We start from the raw sequence: 23,094 nt of genomic DNA on the forward strand, positions 1-23,094 counted from the left end.
ATGGAGCTAAGCGGGTTCGAACCGCTGACCTCTGCAATGCCATTGCAGCGCTCTACCAACTGAGCTATAACCCCACGCGATCAGTATCTAATATTATCTTATTCCTATGATGTTTGTCAAGCTATTTTTGTGAAATCTGAGCGATCGCCTTTACTAATCTATACGGATTATCTAATTTGTAAAAAATAGCTCATACAATGCCCCATGAGAAAGTAAACCACTAACATGGCGGCAGCCGCTAGGGCGACCAACGTTCCCGCCAACATGAGAGAAAATTCTTTATTCTCAACTGCTTTCTCCATCAGGTGCAGAGACCACGCCACGAGTGCGACATCAAATAACAAAATAGGAATCAACATATTTCTTAATATTTATTCATACTTGTAAACTTATCCTAACACCCTTTTTCAGAACTGTATTCAACCGGAGGTAGATGTGAATGAATCTCTATAATGGCTTTAGAATTAAGCGTACAAACGTACTGGCACGTGGCGATCGCGCAAATAATTCTTAATTTCCGCCACGCTTAACTGTCCGTAATGGAGAAGAGATGCCAATAACGCCGCTTCTGCCTTACCTTCCGTCACAGCAGTATGGATGTGTTCACAATTACCCGCACCACCAGATGCAATGACTGGAACTTCCACCGCTTCAGCAATAGCCCGTGTTAACTCGATGTCATAACCGGCTTGAGTTCCGTCAGCATCCATACTTGTCACCAGCAACTCTCCTGCGCCGCGTTTTTCGACTTCTTGCGCCCAAAGTAAGGCATCTAAGCCTGTATTTTCCCTACCTCCGCGCACGTACACATCCCAACCTGGATTTTCAGGATCAATTCTGCGCCTAGCATCAATCGCAACAACTATGCACTGATTACCAAAGCGATCGCTTGCCCGATTAATCAAGTCAGGGTCACGTACTGCGGCAGAGTTAATACTAACCTTGTCTGCCCCGGCTCGTAACAAAGCTTTAACATTTTCTAAGGATTGAATCCCACCGCCCACAGTCAGGGGAATAAACACCTGTTCAGCAGTCCGGTAAACCACATCCAGAATAATCCCCCGGTCTTCATGAGTAGCTGTAATATCTAGAAACACTAACTCATCCGCCCCAGCTTCGTTGTAAACCTTGGCTAATTCCACTGGATCACCTGCATCCTTCAGGTTAACAAAGTTAACTCCTTTGACAACCCGTCCCGCCTTCACATCCAAACAAGGTAAAATTCTTTTAGATAACATAATAATTTCTCACTTCTGGGTAATTGTCCGGAATTTAAATTGTAAATTGATGTGGGTATTTCCCGCCGAAAATCTTCGCTAGCTTGTCTATTTGCAGTAATCCGGCGGAGATTGAACTAAAACAGAACTACACGTAAGGTTGCAAGCTGAATTATGGCGATCATCTCCTCGAAAAAACAGCCTCCAGAACCCAACGGTAAACCACCACAGCAACAAAAATCAGCCAAACCAACCCCAAAAGAGAAGATATTGCAACCGGAAGCGGCTGTTGATGAACAAGGTAAACAAGAAGAAAGTATCAGGCCGCAAAAATTTGCCGATTATATCGGACAAAAAGACCTGAAGGATGTTTTAGAGATTGCCATCAAAGCAGCCAAGTCACGCGGGGAAGTATTGGATCACTTGCTACTGTATGGGCCGCCTGGATTAGGTAAAACAACAATGGCAATGATATTAGCATCGGAGATGGGAGTCAACTACAAAATCACCAGTGCGCCAGCCTTAGAAAGACCTAGAGATATTGTTGGGCTACTGGTAAACCTCAAACCCGGTGACATTTTATTTATCGATGAAATTCATCGCCTCTCACGCATGACAGAGGAAATTCTCTATCCGGCAATGGAAGATTACCGCCTAGATATTACCGTGGGTAAAGGTGCTAGTGCCAGGATTCGGAGTTTGCCCCTATCCAAGTTTACCCTAGTGGGAGCGACAACCCGCGTCGGGGCTTTAACCTCTCCACTGCGCGATCGCTTCGGCTTAGTTCAAAAACTGCGCTTTTATGAAGTAGACGAACTCAGTAAAATAGTCCTGCGGAGTTCTCAGTTACTGCAAACCCAAGTGACTAACGATGGTGCAACAGAAATTGCCCGTCGTTCACGGGGAACGCCAAGAATTGCCAATCGGTTACTAAAACGTGTCCGTGATTACGCTGAGGTGAAATCCTGCCCCGAAGTTAACCAAGACGTTGCAGCCGAGGCTTTAGAACTATTTCAAGTAGACCCCTGCGGCTTAGATTGGACAGACCGCCGGATGCTCAGTGTAATTATAGAACAATTTAATGGTGGCCCTGTAGGCTTAGAAACGATTGCTGCTACTACTGGGGAAGATACCCAAACCATTGAGGAAGTCTACGAACCCTACCTGATGCAAATTGGCTACCTTAGCCGGACTCCCCGTGGACGAATAGCGACAAAAGCCGCATACAAACACATGGGCTTTACACCACCGAATGATCAGTTATCTTTACTATAGGGTATGGGGCATGGGGCATTGGGCATCGATGCACTGGGCATGGGAGACAAGGAAGATTAATAAAAATCATGGTTGACTTACCCAGTCACCAGTCCCCAGTCCCTAATCCCTACTCCCCACTCACACCGATAAGTGAAAATGTTGAAGTTAATTAGTATTGTTCTCAGTCTGTTACTTGTGTTCGGCTGGGGTACACCAGTCATGGCACAAACCCAACAACCTACAATTACTCAAGAAGAATTAGAACAAGGGAATGAGTGGGCAAATTTAGCATTTGCAGCCACAAATAAGGGTGATTTCGTTACCGCCGAAAAGTATTGGACAAAGATTATTGAAAATTTTCCCACGAATGCCGGGGCATGGAGTAACCGAGGTAATTCGCGGGTGAGTCAGAATAAGCTAGAGGCTGCACTAGCTGATTACAATGAAGCGATAAAATTAGCCCCGAATGTTACTGATCCTTATTTGAACCGTGGTACAGCTTTAGAAGGGTTGGGTAGATGGGAAGAAGCGATCGCAGATTATAATCATGTCTTAGAACTTGACCCGAACGACGCAATGGCGTATAACAATCGGGGTAATGCCAAAACTGGTTTAGGTCAATGGGAAGATGCGATCGCAGATTATCAGAAATCCTGTGAAATTGCCCCTAATTTCGCGTTTGCCCGTGCCAATTATGCCCTGAGTCTCTACGAAACTGGACAGAAAGACAAAGCTATCCGTGAGATGCGAAATATTGTCCGTAAATATCCTAACTTTGCTGATGTCCGTGCTGCCCTCACCGCCGCTTACTGGGTAAATGGACAAAAGGGAGAAGCTGAAAGTAACTGGGTAGCTGCATCAGGCTTAGATAGCCGCTATAAAGATATGAACTGGGTAAAAAATATCCGTCGCTGGCCTCCTAGTATGGTGTCAGCTTTGGATAAATTCCTCAAAATTCAGTAAAGGCTGGTTGGTAGTAGGGGCGGGTTGACAGATATGATTAATGATTAACAAGGATCTTAGTGAACCCGCCCCTACTTTAGTCATGAGCAAATAAGGACTAAAGTCCTTACTACGAACTGATTCTGAGTTCTCAAAAAGCTAATGGGTGACCTGGGATTCGAACCCAGAACCAGCGGATTAAGAGTCCGATGCGCTACCGTTGCGCTAGTCACCCATCAAAATCGGCATACAGCCTATATAGAATAATAATCTGGCTAGCCGAGAATGACAAGCTATTTTCCCCCTTGGGAATAAAAATCAAGTTAGACTATTCCTGCTGACGACACTGGTCAGAGGTCATCGCTATTTTAATCATGGATGTGATACTATATATGATACTATCGCTGCATGAGCAAACTCAAAAAATTAGTCGAGCAATTTCTCAAGCAGCCTCCAGAAGTGCGGTTTCAGGATGTACGCTATCTCTTGGAAGCTTTTGGCTTTGAAGAAAAAAGGTCTAAGGGTAGCCATCATAGTTTTCGAGACTCCCAAGGTAAAACTATTACTGTACCCAAAACAGGGGGACAAAAAGTTAAAGGGGTGTATGTCCAGCAAATAGTGGAACTATTAAATTTAGAAGGGTGGATTGATGAAGACACTGAACCAGAAGAACAAGCAGATTGAAAAGCCGTCTCTAGAATACTATTTAAATCTTCCATACCCTGTAACACTTTACCCAGATCCAGAGGCAGGGTATGTAGCTCAAATTAAAGATTTACCTGGATGTCTCACCCAAGGTGAAACCTTAGAAGAGACAATGACAAATATTAATGAGGCGCGGGAATTGTGGATTGAGACAGCTTATGAAGCTGGTGACAATATTCCTTTACCCAGTAGTGATGATAGCTACAGTGGTAAGTTGTTGGTGCGAATGCCGAAATCTTTACATCGTCATTTAGCAGAAACTGCTGAAAGAGAAGGTGTAAGTCTCAATCAATATATTGTGTTTTTATTGAGTGCAGTTGCTTAATCTACTTATCTTTGCTCTTGCCGACGGTGGTTAGCAGCTTGAATTAACAAAGATTCGGCAAAAGCGATCGCTTCACTGGCAGATTTACCACCGGCTAACTGTGCTAACTCCTCCCGGCGAGTCGTCAAATCATCCAAGTTTGTCACCCGTACCACAGTCCGTTGTTCCGTAATAACACTGTTAGCTTTACTACTTTTACCTTGAGTAATAATCTGCTTATCTACACGGTAATGGCGGTCTGCCATCGCTGCGACTAACGGCTGGTGTGTCACACATAATACCTGATGGTGTTGACTCAATTGGTGTAATTTTTCGGCGATCGCCTGGGCGACTCTCCCCGACACACCCACATCAATTTCATCAAATACCAGCGTTCCTGCTGCATCAGCTTGGGTAAAACACGCCTTCAGTGCTAATAAAAACCGACTCATTTCACCACCAGAAGCAATTTCTGTCAATGGTTGCAATGGTTCGCCGGGGTTGGGACTAAACATAAAGGTGATTTTGTCTGCACCTGCCGCCGTGGGGACGATGGGGACAATTTCCACTTGAAACTTCACCTTTTCCATCGCCAACGGCTTGAGTTCCGCAATTAAGCGAGATTCTAAATGAGCGGCTGTTTTTTGTCGTAACTGAGTTAACTTAGCACAAGCTTGAGTCAGTTGTGCTAAACAAATTTGTTCTTGCTGTTCTAAAGTTTCGATAGTTTGTTCACTATCATTTAGTTCGGCTAACTCTGCCTGAATGCGCTCATAGTAGGCGATCGCATCTGCTAAACTAGGGCCATACTTGCGGCAAATCTGCTTTAACTCCTGAATTCGTTCCTCTACCTCTTGCAAACGTTGGGGGTCAGCTTCTAAACTTTCCCCATAAGTATTAATTTGCCGTGCAACTTCCGTCAATGCTGTTTGAGCATCCCTAATTAAATCTAACAGTGGTTGCAATTGGCTATCATACTCCACCATGTCATTTAAGGTGGTTTCACTGTCGCCCAACAAGTCGGAAGCGGCTGGGGTTTCATCATCGTTTTGATACAAAGCCAGATAAACCTTGTAACTCATCTGTTGCAAATCAACCACATGATTTAAGCGTTCCCGTTCCTGCTGGAGTTGTTCTAATTCTTGGGGTTCGCTGAGGTTAGCTGTGGATAATTCTTTAACTTGATAGGTGAGTAAATCCAGTTGTTGTAAACGTTCTCGTTCCGAGGTGCGGCGTTTTTCTAGGTTAGCGTGGGCTTGTTGATAAGCACTAAAAGCAGTGGTGATAACTTGACGCTGCTTAATCAATGCGTCTCCGCCATACATATCTAACCAATCACGGACTTGGGCGGCTTGTCCGATTTGTACTGTTTGACCTTGGGCGGTAATTTCCACCAAGCGATCGCGCAATCCTGACATAATCTGACGATTCACCACCACCCCATTCACCCGCGATCGACTGCGGATATTACTAGAGGTCGCTGTAATTTCTCGGCTAATCACTACCGAGTGATCATCTATTAAATCAATTTCCTGTTCAGTTAACCAAGCTGCTAAAGGCGGCGTAAAGGCAAAAGTTCCTTCTACCATCGCCCGACTTGTCCCCGTCCGAATCACACGACTAGAGACTTTACCACCCAAAACAGCATCAATCGCATCTAAAATAATTGATTTCCCTGCGCCGGTTTCACCTGTCAACACATTCAGTCCCGCGCCAAATTCCAATTCTAGTTGATCAATTAGAGCAAAGTTTTCTATGCGTAGGCAGAGCAACATCAAGCCAAATTCTCCTTGAGGGGCAGATGCGGAGCATTTTCACGTTACAAGACATTAAGCATCATCTTTCGGCTACTAACAACACCTATTACCATTAAATTAGTAAGCAAATTTCAGTGTAGCAAAAAAGTTAATGGTCATTAGTCATTAGTCATTGGTCATTGGTCATTAGTTTTTCTCCCCCAATCCCCAGTCCCCAATCCCCAATCCCCAATCCCCAGTCCCCAGTCCCCAGTCCCCAATCCCCAATCCCCAGTCCCCAATCCCTAAACCTATTGTTACAATACTTAACATATTCAATCCGATCGGTGGCTTTCTCCATGATTGATAATAAGACACTTCCCGCTAACTCCCTGCCCAGTGAAGGCGCACTAGATGTTGATACAAACACCTTGATTGTGCGTTCTCCTACAACAACTGAAGTCATAAGTCAACATCCACAGGTATTGATTACACAAGATGTTGAACCTGAGACATTGCGTTATGACCCTGGTGAGATAGCAGCCTATTATCAAGGTAGGACTTGGCAAGTTTTCCGCAGGATTTTGGCAGTTTTAAGGCCGACTATTTCATTTTTCTTCGGGTTGTGGTGGGATAGTAAACGAGGGATTGTTGTTAAAAATGACCGTCGTCGAGCCATTCAGTTAAGAGAATTACTCACACAACTAGGCCCGGCTTATATCAAAATTGGACAAGCTTTATCCACCAGACCAGATTTAGTTCCTCCTCTATATTTAGAAGAACTCACCAAACTACAAGACCAGTTACCACCGTTTCCCAACGAAATTGCTTACCAGTTTATTGAGGAAGAATTAGGAGAACGTCCAGAAGTCATTTACACAGAACTGTCACCCCAGCCGATAGCGGCGGCTTCGTTAGGACAAGTTTACAAAGGTAAGCTCAAAACTGGTGAAGAAGTAGCTGTTAAAGTTCAACGTCCTGATTTAAGGGAACGGATTACGATTGATTTGTATATTTTGCGCCGGTTGGCGGCTTTAGTGCAGAGAAAAGTCAAACGGTTGCGCAGTGACTTAGTAGGGATTTTAGATGAATTAGGCGATCGCATTTTTGAAGAAATGGATTATATCCATGAAGGCGAAAATGCCGAACGCTTTTTTGAGTTATACGGTCACATCAAAGACGTTTATGTACCGAAAATTTACTGGGAATATACTAACCGTCGTGTATTAACGATGGAGTGGATTAACGGCACAAAGTTAACCCAAGCGGCAGAAATCAAAGCCCAAGGTATAGATGCACGTTATTTAATTGAAGTGGGTGTACAGTGTTCATTGAGACAACTGTTAGAACATGGATTTTTTCATGCTGATCCCCATCCAGGTAACTTGTTAGCGACACCCGACGGTCAACTAGCTTATCTTGACTTTGGGATGATGAGCGAAATTAAACCGCCGCAACGTTATGGTTTAATAGAGGCGATCGTTCACGTTGTTAACCGTGACTTTGAAGGTTTAGCGCAAGACTACGTTAAACTAGATTTCCTCTCCCCAGACACCGACTTAACACCCATCATTCCCGCTTTTGGTAAAGTCTTTGCTGACGCTCAAGGTGCAAGTGTAGCCGAACTCAACATCAAAAGCATCACCGATGATTTATCAGCTTTGATGTATGAGTATCCTTTCCGCGTACCTCCCTACTACGCTTTAATCATTCGTTCTCTGGTGACATTGGAAGGTATAGCCATCAATATAGATCCTAACTTCAAAGTTCTCAGTGAAGCTTATCCTTACGTTTCTAAACGCTTACTCACCGACCCAGCACCAGAATTAAGAACATCATTGCGCGATTTGCTGTTTAAAGAAGGTAAATTCCGTTGGAATCGTTTAGAAAACTTATTACGCAATGCGCGAAAAAATCAAGACTACGACCTGAATTTGGTAGTCAATCAAAGCGTAGACTTTCTATCTTCTGAACGGGGTGCTTTCATTCGAGATAAGCTAGTAGATGAACTCCTCAATGGTGTCAACGCTTTAAGTAAAAATGTTTTGCATAACTTCACCTACCTACTCAGAGAACAAGTAGGTATTACAGCTATCCAAGAAACTCCTGCTGCAACAGTTGAGCAACAACAAACATTAGAGCATATCAAAAATATCTCCAATATTCTGCGAGAAACCCGTGGCTTTGATCCTGTAAAACTTGCGCCGCAAATAGGACAAGTTTTATTCAATCCAGAAGTGCAACGTTTAGGGCAACAAGTGACTAATCAAATTGTGCAGAAAGCCATAATTAAACTGATTAGAGAATTACTCGCAGCAGATGAAGTTAATCGCAGTCGAGTTAATCAAGTCAACTAAAAAACCAATTTATCTTGATTTACTACATATTATGTAGCGATAATTCATGAATTATCGCTACATTTTTTTCAGCTAGACGGCAAAACACAAATTTTATTTTTATAATTAATTTTTTAACTTTTCCAATATCTCTAAATTCATATCTTGCACCATTCCCAATAATTGTAGGCCGATGCACTGCTCACAAGGTAAAAATCAGGGTTTAAGCGAATTTTTAGCTGTGCATCGCCTGACTTGAATTGCAATAAAGCAACTGTTACAAGATATAAGCATACTTAACATCCTCTTAGCGAGAGGTAGGTAAGAAAAACCTGACTGCATTAGGTTAGAGATATTTTGGTGTTACTAATCATACTTTTTAAATATTCTCTTACGCCTCAAGGGTTAAGAAATGTCTTGATACTTTTCATATACTCACAAGGAAGACTTTGATCAATCCAAAATCATGATGCTAGCAATTGTTAAATATTCAGTGCATTCATGAATAAAAAAGCAAAAAATTATGCCACAGATGATTAATCATCAAATAAGTCTTCAACAAATTCAAGACTTTGAGCGAGATGGCGTTATTTGCCTTAAAGGAGTTTTAGACGACATCTGGATTGAGAAATTGCGAACAGCCGTGAATAGAAATACTTTAAATAGTGTGGGAGTTAGAGGTAGTAAGAGATTAAACAGTAATGTCGTACATGATTATGGACTGTGGCTAAAAGATGCTGATTTCCATGCTTTAATCTTTAAATCTCCATTAGCAAATATTGCCGTTCAAATCCTGAAATCGCAAAAGCTTAACTTTTTGAGTGATGGTTTCTTCGTCAAAAAACCGACAGCAGATAGTCGTGTAGAATGGCATAATGATCAGCCTTACTGGCCGGTACAAGGTGGGAAATGCTGTAAAATTTGGTTGACCTTAGATGCTGTCACTCAAGAAAATGGCAGATTAGAGTATGTGAAAGGGTCTCATTTATGGAATCAAGAGTTAACTGAAAATTCAGATAATTCTTGGTTCTCACCGCCACATGCTCAGGAATTATTATCTTGGAATATGGAACCAGGAGATTGTTTAGTACATCATTTTCTAACAATTCATCATTCTGTAACCAATACATCCTCTACATTAAGACGTGCAATAGTGACTAATTGGGCTGGTGATGACGTGGTTTATTATTCGCGTCCGAAGGCATGGCCTTATATACCTATTGAAGAAATTGATATTCCAGAATTTAAGTCTCTGAAAAATCTGAAAGTTGGTGAACCAATCGACTGTGATATTTTTCCGATAATTCCACTAAATTCATAACTAAAATTAAGAGCCTCTATTCACATCTTTGTGATGTCCGTTCCTTTCGCGTTTGAGACTTTCTTCTAAAGCTTGAATCTGTTCACGCCTTGCTTCTAATTCTAGAGAACGACGGGCTAAATCTTGATGTTGCAAAGTTAGTGATTGTCGCCACTCCTCGGCGCGTTCTACTTCTTGTTGCAAAAATTCGGGTGTAATACCAGTGCTGAGGTAAGCTTGTACTAAATACAATACCCAGTTACAAGCGTCTTCCAGGCGCTGAATCTCACCTGTGGGCGAAAGTTCGACTAAAACTAGCAACTTTTCGCTCAATGTTTTGCCTTTGCCCAGTAAAATGTAAGCCTCTTCGGGAATAATTGTCCAAATATGCTCTGCTTCTTGACGCGCTAACAAGCGTAACTGGTACTGGTCTAAGAATTCATTTTTATTTACTTGGGCTAGATACAGCATGGTTTTTGTGGCGTGGCAATCCAAAGTTGAAAATACCTTTGCTAGATATAACTCAAGGGTAATAGGATTTTGCCCATTACCCTTTAAAGCTATGCTAAACCACGTAGGCGATCGCGTAAAATTTCTGCTTGTTTTTCCGCTTCGGCTAAAGCATCTCTCGCACTCTGGACTACATCCGGTCTTGCTTTCTCCACAAAGTTGGCATTGCTTAATCTAGCACTCAGGGAATTAACTTCACCCTCTACTTTACTCAAGCTTTTCTCTAGCTTGGCACGCATAGCTTCGATATCGACCACACCATCTAAAGGAATCACTACCTGTACAGTACCAATTACCCCTGCGATCGCTTTTTCTGGTTGCGCTGCTGGTGCTGGTAATTCTGGTGTTGCTGCACTCTCCTCAATGCTGGGTGGGAACAACTGCGCCCAGAATTTTTGTCTAGCTTCCGCAAATAATAATGTATTCACGACAAACCACGCGCTGTAACCCAAACCAACTAACTCAAAGAACGTACCCAGAACAGGAATATGATCTAGAGTTTCGCCAACCGCTAAAGCCAGTCTAAAAAAGATTAAACCGACCACCAACCAAACAATTGTTCGCCAATTACTGCGGGGTTTGGGCATTGTGGCTGTTTGTGGTTCTGGTTCACCAGCAATGCTTAAAGTTTCCACCTTGGCTAAATCTTGAATGTAAGATTGTCCAGCCGTGAGGATTTCCAGTTCTTGGGGATTTTCAGACTGTAAATTAACTTTAACTTTTACCCCTGGCTTAACTTCCGCTTCGGCGCGTAAATTGCGGATGGTGCGGATAGTACCAAATAGCAATGTAAACTGTTCTTCCAATGCTGGGTTAATTAAGTTTGTGTCTGCTTTGGGATATGGCTGTAAAGCTAAAGTTTGTTTAGAGTCGGCTGGTTGTTGGGTGAGAGTCTGCCAAATTTCCTCAGTGATGTGAGGCATAAAGGGATGCAGTAGCTTTAAAATGCCTTCTAGAACATGGGCTAAAGTTTGTTGTGCTACTCGCCGTGATGCTGGGTCTGCGTCCTTTTGCAGTCTGGATTTCACTAATTCAATATACCAGTCGCAAAAATCACCCCAAATGAACTCATAGATTCCCTTAGCTGCTTCCCCTAAACCGTAGTTATCGATGTAGTTGGTGGTTTGCTGGATAACTTGATGATAGCGGGAAAGAATCCAGCGATCGCAAAGCGTCTCCGCAGGAGAATCGCATAACTCTGTTGCATTTGGTTCACCCAATTGTGCAGGAGTCTGTCCATCTAGATTCATCATCACGAATCTAGCGGCATTCCACAACTTATTAGCAAAATTGCGGGAAGCTTCCACCGATGAAGACTCATCTTTTTTCCGGTCATATTCTAAGCGAATATCTTGACCAGCACCCGCCACTTCCTTAACTAAGGTGTAGCGTAAAGCATCAGTCCCATATTTATCAATCAGCAACAGTGGGTCAATACCATTGTTAGCCGTCTTTGACATCTTCTTATTATTTTCATCCCTGACCAAACCGTGAATATAAACAGTTTGGAACGGCATTTTCCCAGTAAAATGACCAGCCATCATTGTCATTCTGGCTACCCAGAAAAAGATGATGTCAAAGCCTGTAACTAGGGTAGTCGTCGGGTAGTAAGTCTCTAAATCTGGGGTTTTTTCCGGCCAGCCTAAAGTAGAAAATGGCCATAGACCCGAAGAAAACCAAGTATCTAATACATCTGGGTCTTGTTCAAGCTTGACATCTTCCCCAAATTGTGCTGTTGCTTTCTCCAAAGCTTCATCAGCAGATTTAGCAACAACAAACGGGGTAGTATCAGTGATTTGTCCGCCTGTTTCACTGACAGCATACCAAGCGGGGATTTGATGACCCCACCACAACTGACGAGAAATACACCAATCTCTGAGACTTACCAACCAGTCGCGGTAAACCTTAGTCCAACGTTGGGGGACAAATTCCGGGGTGTCTTGCTGGTCGAGGAAATCTAAAGCCTTATCCGCCATTGGGCGAATTTTCACGAACCACTGAGTAGATAATAAAGGCTCAATCGGAACTTTACCGCGATCGCTATAAGGAACGGTATGCTTATAATCTTCTACCTTAACTAACACACCATCAGCTTCCAGGCGTGCCACTACATTCTTTCTGGCAACAAAACGGTCTTGTCCTTGAAACTCCCCACCGTTAGCGTTGACAGTCCCATCTTTATTGAGAATATTAATAAACGGCAGATTGTGACGCTTACCCATTTCAAAATCATTCGGGTCATGGGCAGGAGTCACCTTCACGCAACCCGTACCGAAACTGGGGTCAACTAACTCATCACCAATAATCGGAATTTCCCGTTGCATAATTGGCAGAGTCAGAGTTTTACCAATCAAATCTTTATATCTATCATCATTGGGATTAACAGCCACCGCCGTATCACCCAGCATAGTTTCAGGGCGAGTAGTCGCCACCTCCACAAAACCAGAACCATCAGACAGAGGATAGCGGAAATGCCAAAGATTACCCTCAACTTCCTTAGATTCTACTTCCACATCAGACACCGCCGACTGAGAAGCCGGACACCAGTTAACTAAATATTCACCACGATAAATTAACCCCTCATTGTAGAGACTAACAAAGGCTTCCACCACAGCTTTAGATAAACCTTCATCCAGGGTAAATCTTTCCCGTGACCAGTCTACCGACACACCCAAGCGTCGCAGCTGATTAACAATAGTACCCCCTGACTCAGCCTTCCACTGCCAAGCACGTTCTAGAAACTTGTCGCGTCCCAACTCATAGCGAGTTTTCTTTTCAGCCTTAAGTTGTTTTTCCAGAATCGAATGCACAGCGATACTAGCGTGGTCAGTTCCCGGTAGCCATAGAGTATTTCGCCCCTGCATCCGGTGATAGCGCACCAGCACATCAATCAACGCACTTTCAAAAGCGTGACCCATGTGCAGACTACCAGTAACGTTTGGTGGCGGAATTACCACACAATAAGGTTCACCACCATGATTAGGATCAGCTTTGTAAATTTGGTTATCTTCCCAGAATTTTTGCCACTTCGCTTCAGTGGAAAAAGGATCATACAGACTGGGAAGATTCGGTATAGTTGCGGTCATTCTGGGAAATTTACGTTTGGAAGGACTCTAATAAATTTTGCCACACCCTGGGGGGACTGGGGGGACTGGAGACTGGGAAGAAGCGGAGGAAGCGGAGGAGAAAAACTAATGACCAATGACCAATGACCAATGACTAAAGACTCTTCTGATTTCTCGCATCCAAAAATTTTAACTGCTGATACAGACAACTAATTTTTTCTAAATCCACCCCAACAGCTTGCGCTTTTCTCAATGGATTCCCGATAATCGCCTCTACTTCCAAAGGACGACGTTCATCATAGTCAATTTTCATGCTAGTACGGTAAGGGGTCATCTTGACGGTGTAATCTAGCATGGTTTGAATAAAACTATCAGGAATTATCCGCCCCATACTATGCGCCCCTGCTTTCACCTCATACATTAACTGTTCTACTAAAGTACGGGTGTGGCTATCTGCCATTAATTCGTCCGTTGTAGCATTGAGAATCACAGACAACCCATTGTAGGGAATATTCCAAACCAGTTTTTTCCAACGTGCTAGCAATAAGTCTTCAGTCATTTCCATCCCAATACCAGCACGTTGAAAGTCCTCAGCTATTTGCTGCATTCTTTGAGTAATTCCAGCCTGAGAATATTCCGGGAGATATTCCCCTAAAGTGATGTGTCCGTAGTCTAAATGGCGGATATGTCCTAACCCCACTTTATTAGAACAGAGGAAGCACAAACCACCAATGACATGAACTTTCTCTAAAATTTGGGTGACTTCTTCTTCTATACCTAGCCCATTCTGTAATACTAACACCACACCACCAGCTTTAACCACAGGCGGTAATAACTGCGGTAACAAATGGTTTTGTGTGGTTTTTAGTGCCACTACTACCACATCACATTTTGGCATTTTGTTGACATCGTTGTAAGCATTCACTTCTGGAAGGATAAAATCCCCGTCTTTAGACTCAACGATTAAACCATGCTGACTAACGTGTTCATAGTCACTCTTGAGCAAAAAGTGAACATCTAAACCAACTTTTTGCAACTTAGCACCGTAAAACCCTCCTAATGCACCAGTTCCAAGAATTGCATACTTGCAATGCTGTTCACTCATTTATTTGCCCAAAATGTCCTGATCATTATCGTATAGTGCATTAGACGTAGGTTGGGTTAAGCGCAGCGCAACCCAACTGTTAGATTGGTGTTGGGTTTCCTGAAGTCAACCCAACCTACTGGACTTTACTTATCGTAATAATTAGAAATATTTTTTTAACAAAAATTCAAATTGATTCACAATAATTTAAAATTTTTGGCAGGAGACACTGTGAACAGAGTTCATCACAGCGATGAAAATCTTTCTTCCTAGTCTCCCACTCCCCATTCCCCATTTTTACAACAATTAGGTAAACACAATGGCTGATATTGTTGATATTGCAGTTAGTAACGATGCTTTTAAAACCCTAGTGACAGCTGTGCAAGCGGCTGGTTTAGTAGAAACATTAAAAAGTCCAGGCCCTTTTACTGTGTTTGCACCTACTGATGATGCTTTTGCGAAGTTACCACCTGGAACCATCCAAACTTTAGTCCAAAATATTCCCCAACTAACCAGAATTTTAAAGTATCATGTCGTGCCTGGAAAGCTGAAACAGGCTGACTTAGCCAAACTGGGGACTGTAACATCTGTTGAGGGTTCACCCATCAAAATCGATTGTTCCGATGGGTTTGAAGTTAAAAACGCGACGGTTTTAGCCGCAGATATCGAAGCCGATAACGGTGTGATTCACGTCATCGATACGGTAATTTTGATGGGTTGATTTGATTCTAGGTGGGGATTACCCACCTGATTATTGCTTAACATGATGTTTATTTATTACAAGCATAATTAAAGCTCTATATACTTTAATTTATGTTAAATATTTGTAGAAGTATTTACTTTCGAGATATGCTGAATTAAGTTGATATATTTAAAAATATATTGAGTTTTTTAGATGCCAATATTATCCCTACAGATTAATGCTCGATTTTCATACTTTAGCTGAGTTTTCTCGTACTAACTGCGTTGGTATTTGTGCGTTTCTAGTACCAGCCAATTTACTAGCTACATTGTTGACAATAATTTTGGCTGTGGTAGGTCGTCCCACTTTTCAAATTTGGCAAGCTGCCAGTTTTGCAAGTATTTTTGCAGTTTTAATGGTGTTACACGTATATAGTTGGTTTGTCATTGGTGTGGTGATGCTCCCTACTTATATTTTGTTAGGTTTAGCAATTACCTGCTTACTGATAAATGTTGCAGCTATTATTTTGCAGAAGCATCACCGTATTCTGAGTTTACGATTTTAAATTTGGGATTTAAATTTTCTAATTTCTCCATAAAAATTGATTGATAGTACAGTAGTGGACTGACACAGCTAATTTATTGCATTAGGAAACTCTTGTGGTGCAGGCATCTTGCCTGCACCACAAGAAATCTTGAATTATATTTGTGCATCATTTTAGTCGTGTCAGTCCAGTAGGGTGCGTTATGTCTTCAGGCTAACGCACCCTTTTATGTACTTGATTGCAATTTTAATGTATATGGCATGAGAGTCAATAAATGATAGTTATGCCAGAATTTTCAGGTTTTTCTTCATATAAAATTTATAAAAAGCCGGTAATTTTGAATTTTTAGTTAAATCTATTTTTCTGCTTCTGCCAAAAAAACACGACATAGTATATTTTGTTTCTACGATTAAGGTTTTTTTACGAATTTTCCCAGAAATAGGAAATTAAAAATGAACCTAGTGAATAAGTTAAGTCTAGCTAGTGCTGGTATCGCTATGACTTTAAGTATTGCAAGTATCAAACCAGTACAAGCGGTAGAACTTGCTTCAACTACTGTGATCAATTTTGATGATCTGACTAACAGTGAAGCTCATATTCCCAATGGCTACAATAGATTAAAGTGGGATAATTTTTATATGCTGAACACTGTTAATTATGTATACGCATCCGGTTACAAGAATGGCACAGTGTCACAACGAAATATAGCTTATAATGCCTGGGCAAAACCTGCTACCATTAGTGGTATTAGTGGAAACACGTTTAACTTCAATAGTGTCTATTTGACAGCAGCTTGGAAGAATGGTTTAAATATTCTGGTAGAAGGTTTTACGAAGGGAAACCTCAGCTATTCACAAATCGTAACTGTTGATTCCATAACACCGACACAGTTTGTATTTAATTACCTTAATGTTGATCGAGTAAGATTCAGTTCCTTTGGTGGTGTTCAAGTACCGGATTATGTAGGTGTTGGTCAACATTTCGCATTAGATAATTTATCATTGACTCATATAAGTAAGCCAGTTCCTGAACCATTAACAATGGGTAGTACAGTTGTTGTTTTGGGTTTAGGTTTTTGGATGAAATGTAAAAAAGCATCTGTGGAGATGAAACGGTGATTAGGAATTATAATTATTGTGGCTGGGTTTACCTGTCAATATAAAAGCTGCCCAATAGTAAGGATGAGAATATAGTTTTTTATCAAGTGTCATTTTGCTGATTCTATACTGATGTGTGGCTACATAGGCTCTGATTTTTAGTTCTTCTGGCGGTAATTGATTGAGTAAGTCTTCGTACCATTGGGTTAATTCTGAGGCGGTTAATTCTCTGAGCCATTTTGTGGCTTCACTTAAGGCGAGATTGGGCGATCGCACTACCTGTAATCGTCGGTAAAACTCTATAATTACTAAGGCACTGGCTGATGATTCTACACTCCACAGAGTACTCACTACATAGGGAACACCGCCAGCTACAAAACCATTGACTAAACTTACATATTCTGTAGTAATTATCTGGTGTTCAGTAATCGCAGTGTCACAGGCGGAGAGAGTCACCAAATTGTAACTTGCTAAATTTCCTTGGCAAATCTCTCCTAATGTTAGTTTATCTTCCCCGGCTAATGCTAATTCTGATTGGCTAGGTTCATGTAAATTATTGATGCCTTGCCCAGCAAAATGAAAGACGTTGTATTTATTAAAGTAATAATCAAATAGGGTGGCTGCCACATTATCTTTAGTTGCTGTTTCTCCCTGGATGCGATGGGAATCAGTAAATATTTGGCTGACAATTTCTGATTCTAGGTTGGCAAATTTCAGGGTGTAATAATTTGTATTTGTAGGATATTCAACACTTAATAAAGGTTGCTCTGACAACTGCCAATTGGTTGCAGTTCGTATAGATAAACCAGTTTGGATGCTAGGCAGATAAGTAATGATGTAGTGAGGCTCAAAATTGAGTTGTTCTGCTGGGGAAGCAGAGTTATAGAAAAGAGTATGCAGGGGTAATCGCTGCAAATCACGGTGAGGAACTAAAATTAATTGGCTAATATCTTCTAGTTCTGGGATAATTGTGTCAATTTCGAGAATATTTCTTAATTCTAACAGCCGTTGTTCCATTTGCACGCGCCAAGCATGATTGCTTTTGCTAGTTTGATCCTGTGCTTGGTGGCGATATTCTTGGTAGTCTTGTTGCCAATTATCTAACCAATTTTCAAATGCTATGAGTCTTCTTGTGGCTTCTGGTAAAGGTAAGTCTTGCAGAGGTGTGGGGTTGTCGGTTTCTATGTTTTGAATTGGTGTGAAAACTAAGATGGGTGATGGAGCTTGGTATTTAATAATAAAGGTATGTAGAGCGACGGGGCTAATATGCCAGTAAATAATTGCTGTCTGAGGATTGAGTATCTGTTGAACTGAGGAGTATTTCAGGGGATAAATATCTGCATTCCTCCCAAATAATAACCAGCTTAAACAGGAATTTTTGTTATATTCGGCTATTTCCCAAGCTTCTACTAAATCACCATACTCGACGGCAATATCAACCGCCATTTGTGCTATTCCCGCAAATTTGAGAGCTAGTTGTTTTTTGCTGTCTTCTGAACGAGTTGATTCTGAGAGTAATTGTTGTAATAAATTTGCGCTACGTTGTTGTAAATCTTGCGCTTGTGCTGTTTGTCCTAAGCCTAATAATGCTTTAACTAAGGATTGTAAAACCTCTAAATGTAAGTGAGGAAAGACGCTACTGGTTAAAGTTAATAATGCTTGATTGTACTCAACTACAGCTTTACGCCAATAGTTACGAGATGTATAATGTTTTTTACCTTGGTCGTAGTAAGTATTACCAATGGCTAGATGTAATCTGCCCCAACCTTCTGGGTGAGTGTCTGGGCGAATATGTTTTAAGCCTTCTTCATAACTAGCTATTTTGCCTATGTAGCTACCTTGGTTTAAGGCAGGATGATTGACTGCTATGGTAGTCGTCAGATTTAAACGATCGCTCTCAATATAGCCTAATGCTGTGCCTCTGCCAATCCAAGCTTCCCAATAGTCGAGTTTGATTTCTAAGGCGTTGTCATAAGAAACGATCGCTTCCCAATAGCGTTTTAAATAAAATAAGGCTACCGCTTGGTTATACCAAGCTAAGTGGAAATCTGACTTAATAACTATAGCTTGTTGATAAGAGGCGATCGCTTCTTCTCTTTGACCTAAGTTTTCTAAGGCTATACCGCGATTATACCAAGCTAGATAAATATCCGGTTGACTGGTGAGGGCGTTATCCCAAGAAGCGATCGCTGCTGACCATTGTTGTAAATTAAATAATACTACTCCCCGGTCAATCCAAGCTTCGTGGAAATCTGGATTAATTTCCAAGGCTTTATCGTAGGATGCTATGGCTTGTGCATGCTGTTCATCGACACCGAGGGCGATACCGCGATAATACCAATTTTCGGCATCTTCGGGTTCTAATTGTAGAGCTTGGTCAAAACTAGCGATCGCGGTGGTAATTTGTCCTAATTTTAACTCAGCCCAACCCTTACTAGACCATACTTCTGGGTAATCGGGATGAATGACGATCGCTTGATTAAAAGAGGCGATCGCTTCTTCAAACATACCTAATTGTCCCAGAGTTCCCCCCCGATTGTACCAAGCTTTATAGTAATCGGGTTTGAGTGCAATGGCTTGGTCATAGGAGGTGATTGCCTCTGTCAAATATTCTAAGTGAAATAAAGTTAAACCACGATTGAACCAATATTCTGCGGCGTTGGGGTTGAGTTGGATAGCTTGATTATAGGATGCGATCGCCCCTGCTAAATCCCCAGCTTTAGCTTGCTGTAACCCTTGATAAAACCATGCTTGGGCTGTAAAGACATTCGATGATGTGGCAGCAATCGATGACAGATGATTGCTCGGTACTGACAGATTACTTGCTAACTGCTGCACTAAACTAGCACTCTGCTCCAATCGTACCAATAATTCATCTAGAGTATTGGCTACATCTGACTGTGAATTAGCTGCTGATACTATTAAGCTCCCTAATCTTGCTCTTTGAGCATCAAATCCCAATTCACTCAACTGGTTAATTACATCTTCTTGCGTTGGTATCAGTCTGAGTGCTTCTGTGGTTACGACTTCTTCCCTTTGTTCTTCTCTATTTTGTACAGGTAAGCTTTCCGTACTGCTGTCGATGACTGGTGCAATCGGGGCTGAAAATTCAATTACCTCATCCTGTACTTCCCGATTTTGTACAGGTAAGCTTTCCGTACTGCTGTCTGCAATCGGGCTAGTTGGGATTTCTGGGTTGATTGTAGTTGGTGACTCGTCAGATTCCCATAATAGTTCGCCGAAGTTGCGGATTAATTCTTGTCCAGGGGTGTCTAATCCAGAGGTATCTAATCTAGTATTGTCTGTAGCGGTGACTGTAATATTATAAGTTTCTCCTGCCTCATCGACTTCTGGGAATGGCTCCGCATCGCGGTTTAACAACTGAATACCGATGTCGTAGGCGAGTTCACCCACCTTGCCAATATTCAATTCACCTAACTGCACCATCTGTGTTGCTAACTGATGATGAGGAGCAGGTGACATGAGTAACTTTTCGCCAAAGACTAATAGCCAATCTATCCAACGCTCAACGCTGATGCGGTCTTCCATGCGTTGCAGATACTTAATTGCCCATTGCTGTCCTCGCCCTTGGTAGACACCTTCCAGTAGTTGGGTAAATAAAAGTTCCAAATCCGCATTAGACAGTTCAGGTGGCACTTCTGCCGCCTGGTTTCCATTTGTAGCCTCAACAGAACCAGTCTGTTTACTACCAAAGGTTTGTTTTTCTATAGTTTTAAGCCACTGCAATAGCCGCGTGAGCATCTGCTATACTTTTGGATTTTACTTACCCTAGATTGTAGCGATCGTTGTGTTAAACAAATCATGATTTTTCATGATTTCCGTGAAATCAACTGAAATTATCCATATTTTACGTAGTTAGATTAGCAAAAATATACAACAGTCAATAGCCAATAGGCAATAGACTTGAGTCAATCATTATTTATCATGGGGCATGGGGGCTAGGCTTGCGCCTACAAAATTCTTAAATTTCAGAATTTTTGGGTAAAAATCTCCCCTGCTCCCCTGCTTCTGAAGAGTCCCCATTCACCAATCCCCAATCCCTTCCACATCAATTTATACGGAATCGGTTGTTGATTGACTAGCAGCATGATATTGATTAATTAATGTTTGGATAATCACTTGCGGATCATCAGTTTCCAGGGCTAGCTGTTGGGCAATCTGCTGACGTAAGGTTTCATCTTGCTGCAACATGATAAACAACTGATCTAGGGTGACTGTTTGATATTCTCCCTCTTGAGGTGCTTCTGGTGCAGAAAAGGTTTCTGTTGATGATATATTTGTACTATCAGCATCAGGCCCGTCATATTCCCAGATGGGTTGACCTTGATTGCGTGTTAACACCTGCATACCGATATCATAGGCAACATTTCCTACTTCCCCGATGTCCAACTCACCCAGTTGTACTAATCGAGCAGCTAACTCATTATTAGGTGAGGGTGATGCTACTAATCGTTCACCAAAACGTTTTAACCAGTCTATCCAGCGTTCTGTGGGAATACGATGCTCAATCTTTGCTAGCCATTGTACAGCCCAAGTTTGTCCACGTGCCTGATGAACTCCTTCTAAAAGTTCGGTGAACAGAAATTCTAAATCTGTGTCGGTAAGGGGAGGTGCTGGTTGTTGCTGCACGTTGTTACCAACTTTTACAGGAGTTGATTTTCTCCCAAACAAGCCTTGAAAAAGACTTTTAAGCCACTGGACTAGCCGCTTGAGCATTTGCTGTACCATTTACTATTGTTTCCCCTAAGATTGTAGCGACATCTACATTGGGTGTTTTTAGCATCCCACTGTACTGTGGTTTGACTCCTGTCAATAAAATAATGTATGTAGGTGTGTTGTTGTTTCTTCTAGGGTATGTGACCTTCGAGCAGATAGTGGCAAAGTTTAAAATGGTTTAACCCCATTCAAAATTCAAAATGTTCAGACTCTTGGCTGACAAAAACTAATGATGGCTTGTAAGTAATTCCAGCACAACTGATTAATAGATTTTGAAGGGTATTGAAATTTTCTATCCATGTCTTACGAACCCCTGCACCACAAGTATCGCCCAAAGAGTTTTGCTGAACTGGTGGGGCAAGAGGCGATCGCTACCACTCTCACTAATGCTATTCTGACAGCTAAAATTGCACCTGCTTATTTGTTCACTGGCCCTAGAGGTACAGGAAAAACTTCTAGTGCGCGAATTCTGGCTAAATCGCTCAATTGTCTCAAAAGTGACAAACCCACGGCTGAACCCTGTGGCGTTTGTGATGTGTGTCAAGGAATCACTAAAGGCTACTCCTTAGATGTAATTGAAATTGATGCTGCCAGTAACACTGGTGTTGATAATATCCGCGAGTTGATTGAAAAAGCCCAATTTGCACCCGTGCAGTGTCGCTATAAGGTGTATGTCATTGATGAATGCCACATGCTCAGTAGTGCAGCGTTCAATGCGCTACTTAAAACCCTAGAAGAACCACCTAAACATGTAGTTTTTGTGTTGGCGACAACCGACCCACAAAGGGTATTACCGACAATTATTTCTCGTTGTCAAAGGTTTGATTTTAGACGCATTGAGATAGAGGCGATGATACAGCATTTAAGTGCGATCGCCGCTCAAGAAAATATTCAGATTTCACCAGCAGCCATCACCCTAGTCGCCCAGTTATCTCAAGGTGGATTGCGAGACGCGGAAAGTTTACTTGATCAATTAGCATTGTTATCTGGGGAAGTTACCCCGGATAAAGTTTGGGATTTAGTCGGTTCTGTCAGCGAAAGAGACTTACTAACATTATTGCGGGCGATCGCCCAAGATCACCCAGAAGCCGTCTTAGACTCCACCCGTCAAATTTTAGATCGTGGTCGAGAACCATTAACCATTCTCCAAAATCTCGCCGCCTTCTACCGTGATTTACTGATTGCCAAAACCGCACCCAATCGCCACAATTTAGTAGCTTGTACCCAGCAAACCTGGACAGAACTCGTTGAGTGCGCCCAGTCTTTGTCTATGAGTACCATTTTGTTGGGACAAAAAAACTTACAACAAGCAGAATTACAACTGAAAAACACAACCCAGCCGCGCTTATGGTTAGAGGTGACATTACTGGGATTATTACCTAGTGCCAATATTCAGCCCCCCGCTACAGGTGTCTTACCTGTAGTATCACCAAGTAACTATCGCCCCTCCTCACCGCCACCATTATCATCGCCAAAAGTAGCCCCCCCACCTTCCTCATCTTCCCCCCCTCCCCCATCTTCCTCATCTCCCCCATCTCCCCCACCTTCCTCATCTTCCCCACCTCCCCCATCTCCCCC

18 protein-coding genes and 2 tRNA genes are annotated in these 23,094 nt (G+C 42.1%); 10 read left to right on the forward strand and 10 right to left on the reverse strand.

Annotation, left to right across the window (positions count from 1 at the left end):
- Position 1: 1 nt before the first annotated feature.
- From AACS98_RS04130 to hisF, 3 genes are all read right to left on the reverse strand, one after another.
- Positions 2-74: transfer RNA gene (locus AACS98_RS04130), tRNA-Ala, on the reverse strand.
- Between the two features lie 93 nt (positions 75-167).
- On the reverse strand, positions 168-359 hold the full coding sequence (locus tag AACS98_RS04135) for a hypothetical protein (RefSeq protein ID WP_066376663.1): 192 nt from the start codon (positions 357-359) through the stop codon (positions 168-170).
- Between the two features lie 105 nt (positions 360-464).
- The gene (hisF, locus tag AACS98_RS04140) at positions 465-1,238 is read right to left on the reverse strand and encodes an imidazole glycerol phosphate synthase subunit HisF (protein ID WP_066376665.1); all 774 of its coding nucleotides are present in this window, start codon (positions 1,236-1,238) and stop codon (positions 465-467) included.
- Positions 1,239-1,391: 153 nt separating this feature from the next.
- Here hisF and ruvB point away from each other — a divergent pair, with 153 nt between their 5' ends.
- Both ruvB and AACS98_RS04150 read left to right on the forward strand, forming a co-directional pair.
- Positions 1,392-2,492 carry a Holliday junction branch migration DNA helicase RuvB gene (gene ruvB / locus AACS98_RS04145; RefSeq protein ID WP_066376667.1) on the forward strand — a complete coding sequence of 367 codons (1,101 nt, stop codon included), beginning with the start codon at positions 1,392-1,394 and terminating at the stop codon, positions 2,490-2,492.
- Positions 2,493-2,630: 138 nt separating this feature from the next.
- Positions 2,631-3,437, forward strand: a complete 807-nt coding sequence (locus AACS98_RS04150; RefSeq protein ID WP_066376668.1) for a tetratricopeptide repeat protein — start codon at positions 2,631-2,633, stop codon at positions 3,435-3,437.
- Positions 3,438-3,579: 142 nt separating this feature from the next.
- Here AACS98_RS04150 and AACS98_RS04155 read toward each other — a convergent pair.
- Positions 3,580-3,651: transfer RNA gene (locus tag AACS98_RS04155), tRNA-Lys, on the reverse strand.
- A 173-nt stretch (positions 3,652-3,824) separates the two neighbouring features.
- Here AACS98_RS04155 and AACS98_RS04160 point away from each other — a divergent pair.
- Positions 3,825-4,100 (forward strand): type II toxin-antitoxin system HicA family toxin, encoded by a 276-nt coding sequence (locus AACS98_RS04160; RefSeq protein WP_197480100.1) that lies wholly within the window; start codon positions 3,825-3,827, stop codon positions 4,098-4,100.
- Positions 4,066-4,446: a type II toxin-antitoxin system HicB family antitoxin gene (locus tag AACS98_RS04165; RefSeq protein ID WP_066376670.1), complete on the forward strand. Its 381-nt coding sequence runs from the start codon at positions 4,066-4,068 to the stop codon at positions 4,444-4,446. The genes AACS98_RS04160 and AACS98_RS04165 overlap by 35 nt, the downstream gene beginning before the upstream one ends.
- 5 nt (positions 4,447-4,451) lie before the next feature.
- Here the strand turns inward: AACS98_RS04165 and recN are convergent, their stop codons facing one another.
- Complete coding sequence (recN, locus tag AACS98_RS04170) at positions 4,452-6,200, reverse strand: DNA repair protein RecN (protein ID WP_066376672.1); 1,749 nt, start codon at positions 6,198-6,200, stop codon at positions 4,452-4,454.
- Between the two features lie 320 nt (positions 6,201-6,520).
- Here recN and AACS98_RS04175 point away from each other — a divergent pair, with 320 nt between their 5' ends.
- Both AACS98_RS04175 and AACS98_RS04180 read left to right on the forward strand, forming a co-directional pair.
- Complete coding sequence (locus AACS98_RS04175; RefSeq protein ID WP_231866957.1) at positions 6,521-8,518, forward strand: ABC1 kinase family protein; 1,998 nt, start codon at positions 6,521-6,523, stop codon at positions 8,516-8,518.
- 502 nt (positions 8,519-9,020) lie between these two features.
- Positions 9,021-9,818, forward strand: a complete 798-nt coding sequence (locus AACS98_RS04180) for a phytanoyl-CoA dioxygenase family protein (protein ID WP_066376674.1) — start codon at positions 9,021-9,023, stop codon at positions 9,816-9,818.
- Between the two features lie 6 nt (positions 9,819-9,824).
- Here the strand turns inward: AACS98_RS04180 and AACS98_RS04185 are convergent, their stop codons facing one another.
- From AACS98_RS04185 to AACS98_RS04195, 3 genes are all read right to left on the reverse strand, one after another.
- Positions 9,825-10,268 carry a hypothetical protein gene (locus AACS98_RS04185; RefSeq protein ID WP_066376676.1) on the reverse strand — a complete coding sequence of 148 codons (444 nt, stop codon included), beginning with the start codon at positions 10,266-10,268 and terminating at the stop codon, positions 9,825-9,827.
- A gap of 89 nt (positions 10,269-10,357) precedes the next feature.
- Positions 10,358-13,393, reverse strand: coding sequence for a valine--tRNA ligase (locus AACS98_RS04190; protein WP_066376678.1), 3,036 nt, complete (start codon positions 13,391-13,393; stop codon positions 10,358-10,360).
- A 133-nt stretch (positions 13,394-13,526) separates the two neighbouring features.
- Positions 13,527-14,477, reverse strand: coding sequence for a putative 2-dehydropantoate 2-reductase (locus AACS98_RS04195; protein ID WP_066376679.1), 951 nt, complete (start codon positions 14,475-14,477; stop codon positions 13,527-13,529).
- Positions 14,478-14,775: 298 nt separating this feature from the next.
- Here AACS98_RS04195 and AACS98_RS04200 point away from each other — a divergent pair, with 298 nt between their 5' ends.
- The 3 genes from AACS98_RS04200 (at position 14,776) to AACS98_RS04210 (ending at position 16,800) form a co-directional block, all read left to right on the forward strand.
- Complete coding sequence (locus AACS98_RS04200) at positions 14,776-15,177, forward strand: fasciclin domain-containing protein (protein ID WP_066376681.1); 402 nt, start codon at positions 14,776-14,778, stop codon at positions 15,175-15,177.
- 199 nt (positions 15,178-15,376) lie between these two features.
- Positions 15,377-15,703: a hypothetical protein gene (locus AACS98_RS04205; protein ID WP_066376683.1), complete on the forward strand. Its 327-nt coding sequence runs from the start codon at positions 15,377-15,379 to the stop codon at positions 15,701-15,703.
- Between the two features lie 431 nt (positions 15,704-16,134).
- The gene (locus AACS98_RS04210; RefSeq protein WP_066376687.1) at positions 16,135-16,800 is read left to right on the forward strand and encodes a hypothetical protein; all 666 of its coding nucleotides are present in this window, start codon (positions 16,135-16,137) and stop codon (positions 16,798-16,800) included.
- Here AACS98_RS04210 and AACS98_RS04215 read toward each other — a convergent pair whose 3' ends face one another.
- On the reverse strand, positions 16,801-20,541 hold the full coding sequence (locus AACS98_RS04215) for a CHAT domain-containing protein (RefSeq protein ID WP_066376690.1): 3,741 nt from the start codon (positions 20,539-20,541) through the stop codon (positions 16,801-16,803). It lies immediately after the preceding gene.
- A gap of 312 nt (positions 20,542-20,853) precedes the next feature.
- A complete protein-coding gene (locus AACS98_RS04220) occupies positions 20,854-21,528 on the reverse strand; it encodes a hypothetical protein (RefSeq protein ID WP_082803687.1) in 675 nt (224 codons plus the stop codon).
- Between the two features lie 286 nt (positions 21,529-21,814).
- Between AACS98_RS04220 and AACS98_RS04225 the strand changes: the two genes are divergently transcribed.
- The coding region (locus tag AACS98_RS04225) for a DNA polymerase III subunit gamma/tau (protein WP_066376692.1) at positions 21,815-23,094 on the forward strand (1,280 nt) is incomplete at its 3' end.

Origin of the sequence: Anabaena sp. CA = ATCC 33047 (assembly GCF_963870205.1) — a bacterium.
Classification (GTDB): Bacteria; Cyanobacteriota; Cyanobacteriia; order Cyanobacteriales; family Nostocaceae; genus Trichormus.

Coding starts and splice junctions, on each gene's coding strand:
- AACS98_RS04135 (WP_066376663.1), bottom strand. CDS start 359: ATGTTGATTCCTATTTTGTTATTTGATGTCGCACTCGTGGCGTGGTCT.
- hisF (WP_066376665.1), bottom strand. CDS start 1,238: ATGTTATCTAAAAGAATTTTACCTTGTTTGGATGTGAAGGCGGGACGG.
- ruvB (WP_066376667.1), top strand. CDS start 1,392: ATGGCGATCATCTCCTCGAAAAAACAGCCTCCAGAACCCAACGGTAAA.
- AACS98_RS04150 (WP_066376668.1), top strand. CDS start 2,631: ATGTTGAAGTTAATTAGTATTGTTCTCAGTCTGTTACTTGTGTTCGGC.
- AACS98_RS04160 (WP_197480100.1), top strand. CDS start 3,825: ATGAGCAAACTCAAAAAATTAGTCGAGCAATTTCTCAAGCAGCCTCCA.
- AACS98_RS04165 (WP_066376670.1), top strand. CDS start 4,066: ATGAAGACACTGAACCAGAAGAACAAGCAGATTGAAAAGCCGTCTCTA.
- recN (WP_066376672.1), bottom strand. CDS start 6,200: ATGTTGCTCTGCCTACGCATAGAAAACTTTGCTCTAATTGATCAACTA.
- AACS98_RS04175 (WP_231866957.1), top strand. CDS start 6,521: ATGATTGATAATAAGACACTTCCCGCTAACTCCCTGCCCAGTGAAGGC.
- AACS98_RS04180 (WP_066376674.1), top strand. CDS start 9,021: ATGCCACAGATGATTAATCATCAAATAAGTCTTCAACAAATTCAAGAC.
- AACS98_RS04185 (WP_066376676.1), bottom strand. CDS start 10,268: ATGCTGTATCTAGCCCAAGTAAATAAAAATGAATTCTTAGACCAGTAC.
- AACS98_RS04190 (WP_066376678.1), bottom strand. CDS start 13,393: ATGACCGCAACTATACCGAATCTTCCCAGTCTGTATGATCCTTTTTCC.
- AACS98_RS04195 (WP_066376679.1), bottom strand. CDS start 14,477: ATGAGTGAACAGCATTGCAAGTATGCAATTCTTGGAACTGGTGCATTA.
- AACS98_RS04200 (WP_066376681.1), top strand. CDS start 14,776: ATGGCTGATATTGTTGATATTGCAGTTAGTAACGATGCTTTTAAAACC.
- AACS98_RS04205 (WP_066376683.1), top strand. CDS start 15,377: ATGCTCGATTTTCATACTTTAGCTGAGTTTTCTCGTACTAACTGCGTT.
- AACS98_RS04210 (WP_066376687.1), top strand. CDS start 16,135: ATGAACCTAGTGAATAAGTTAAGTCTAGCTAGTGCTGGTATCGCTATG.
- AACS98_RS04215 (WP_066376690.1), bottom strand. CDS start 20,541: ATGCTCACGCGGCTATTGCAGTGGCTTAAAACTATAGAAAAACAAACC.
- AACS98_RS04220 (WP_082803687.1), bottom strand. CDS start 21,528: ATGGTACAGCAAATGCTCAAGCGGCTAGTCCAGTGGCTTAAAAGTCTT.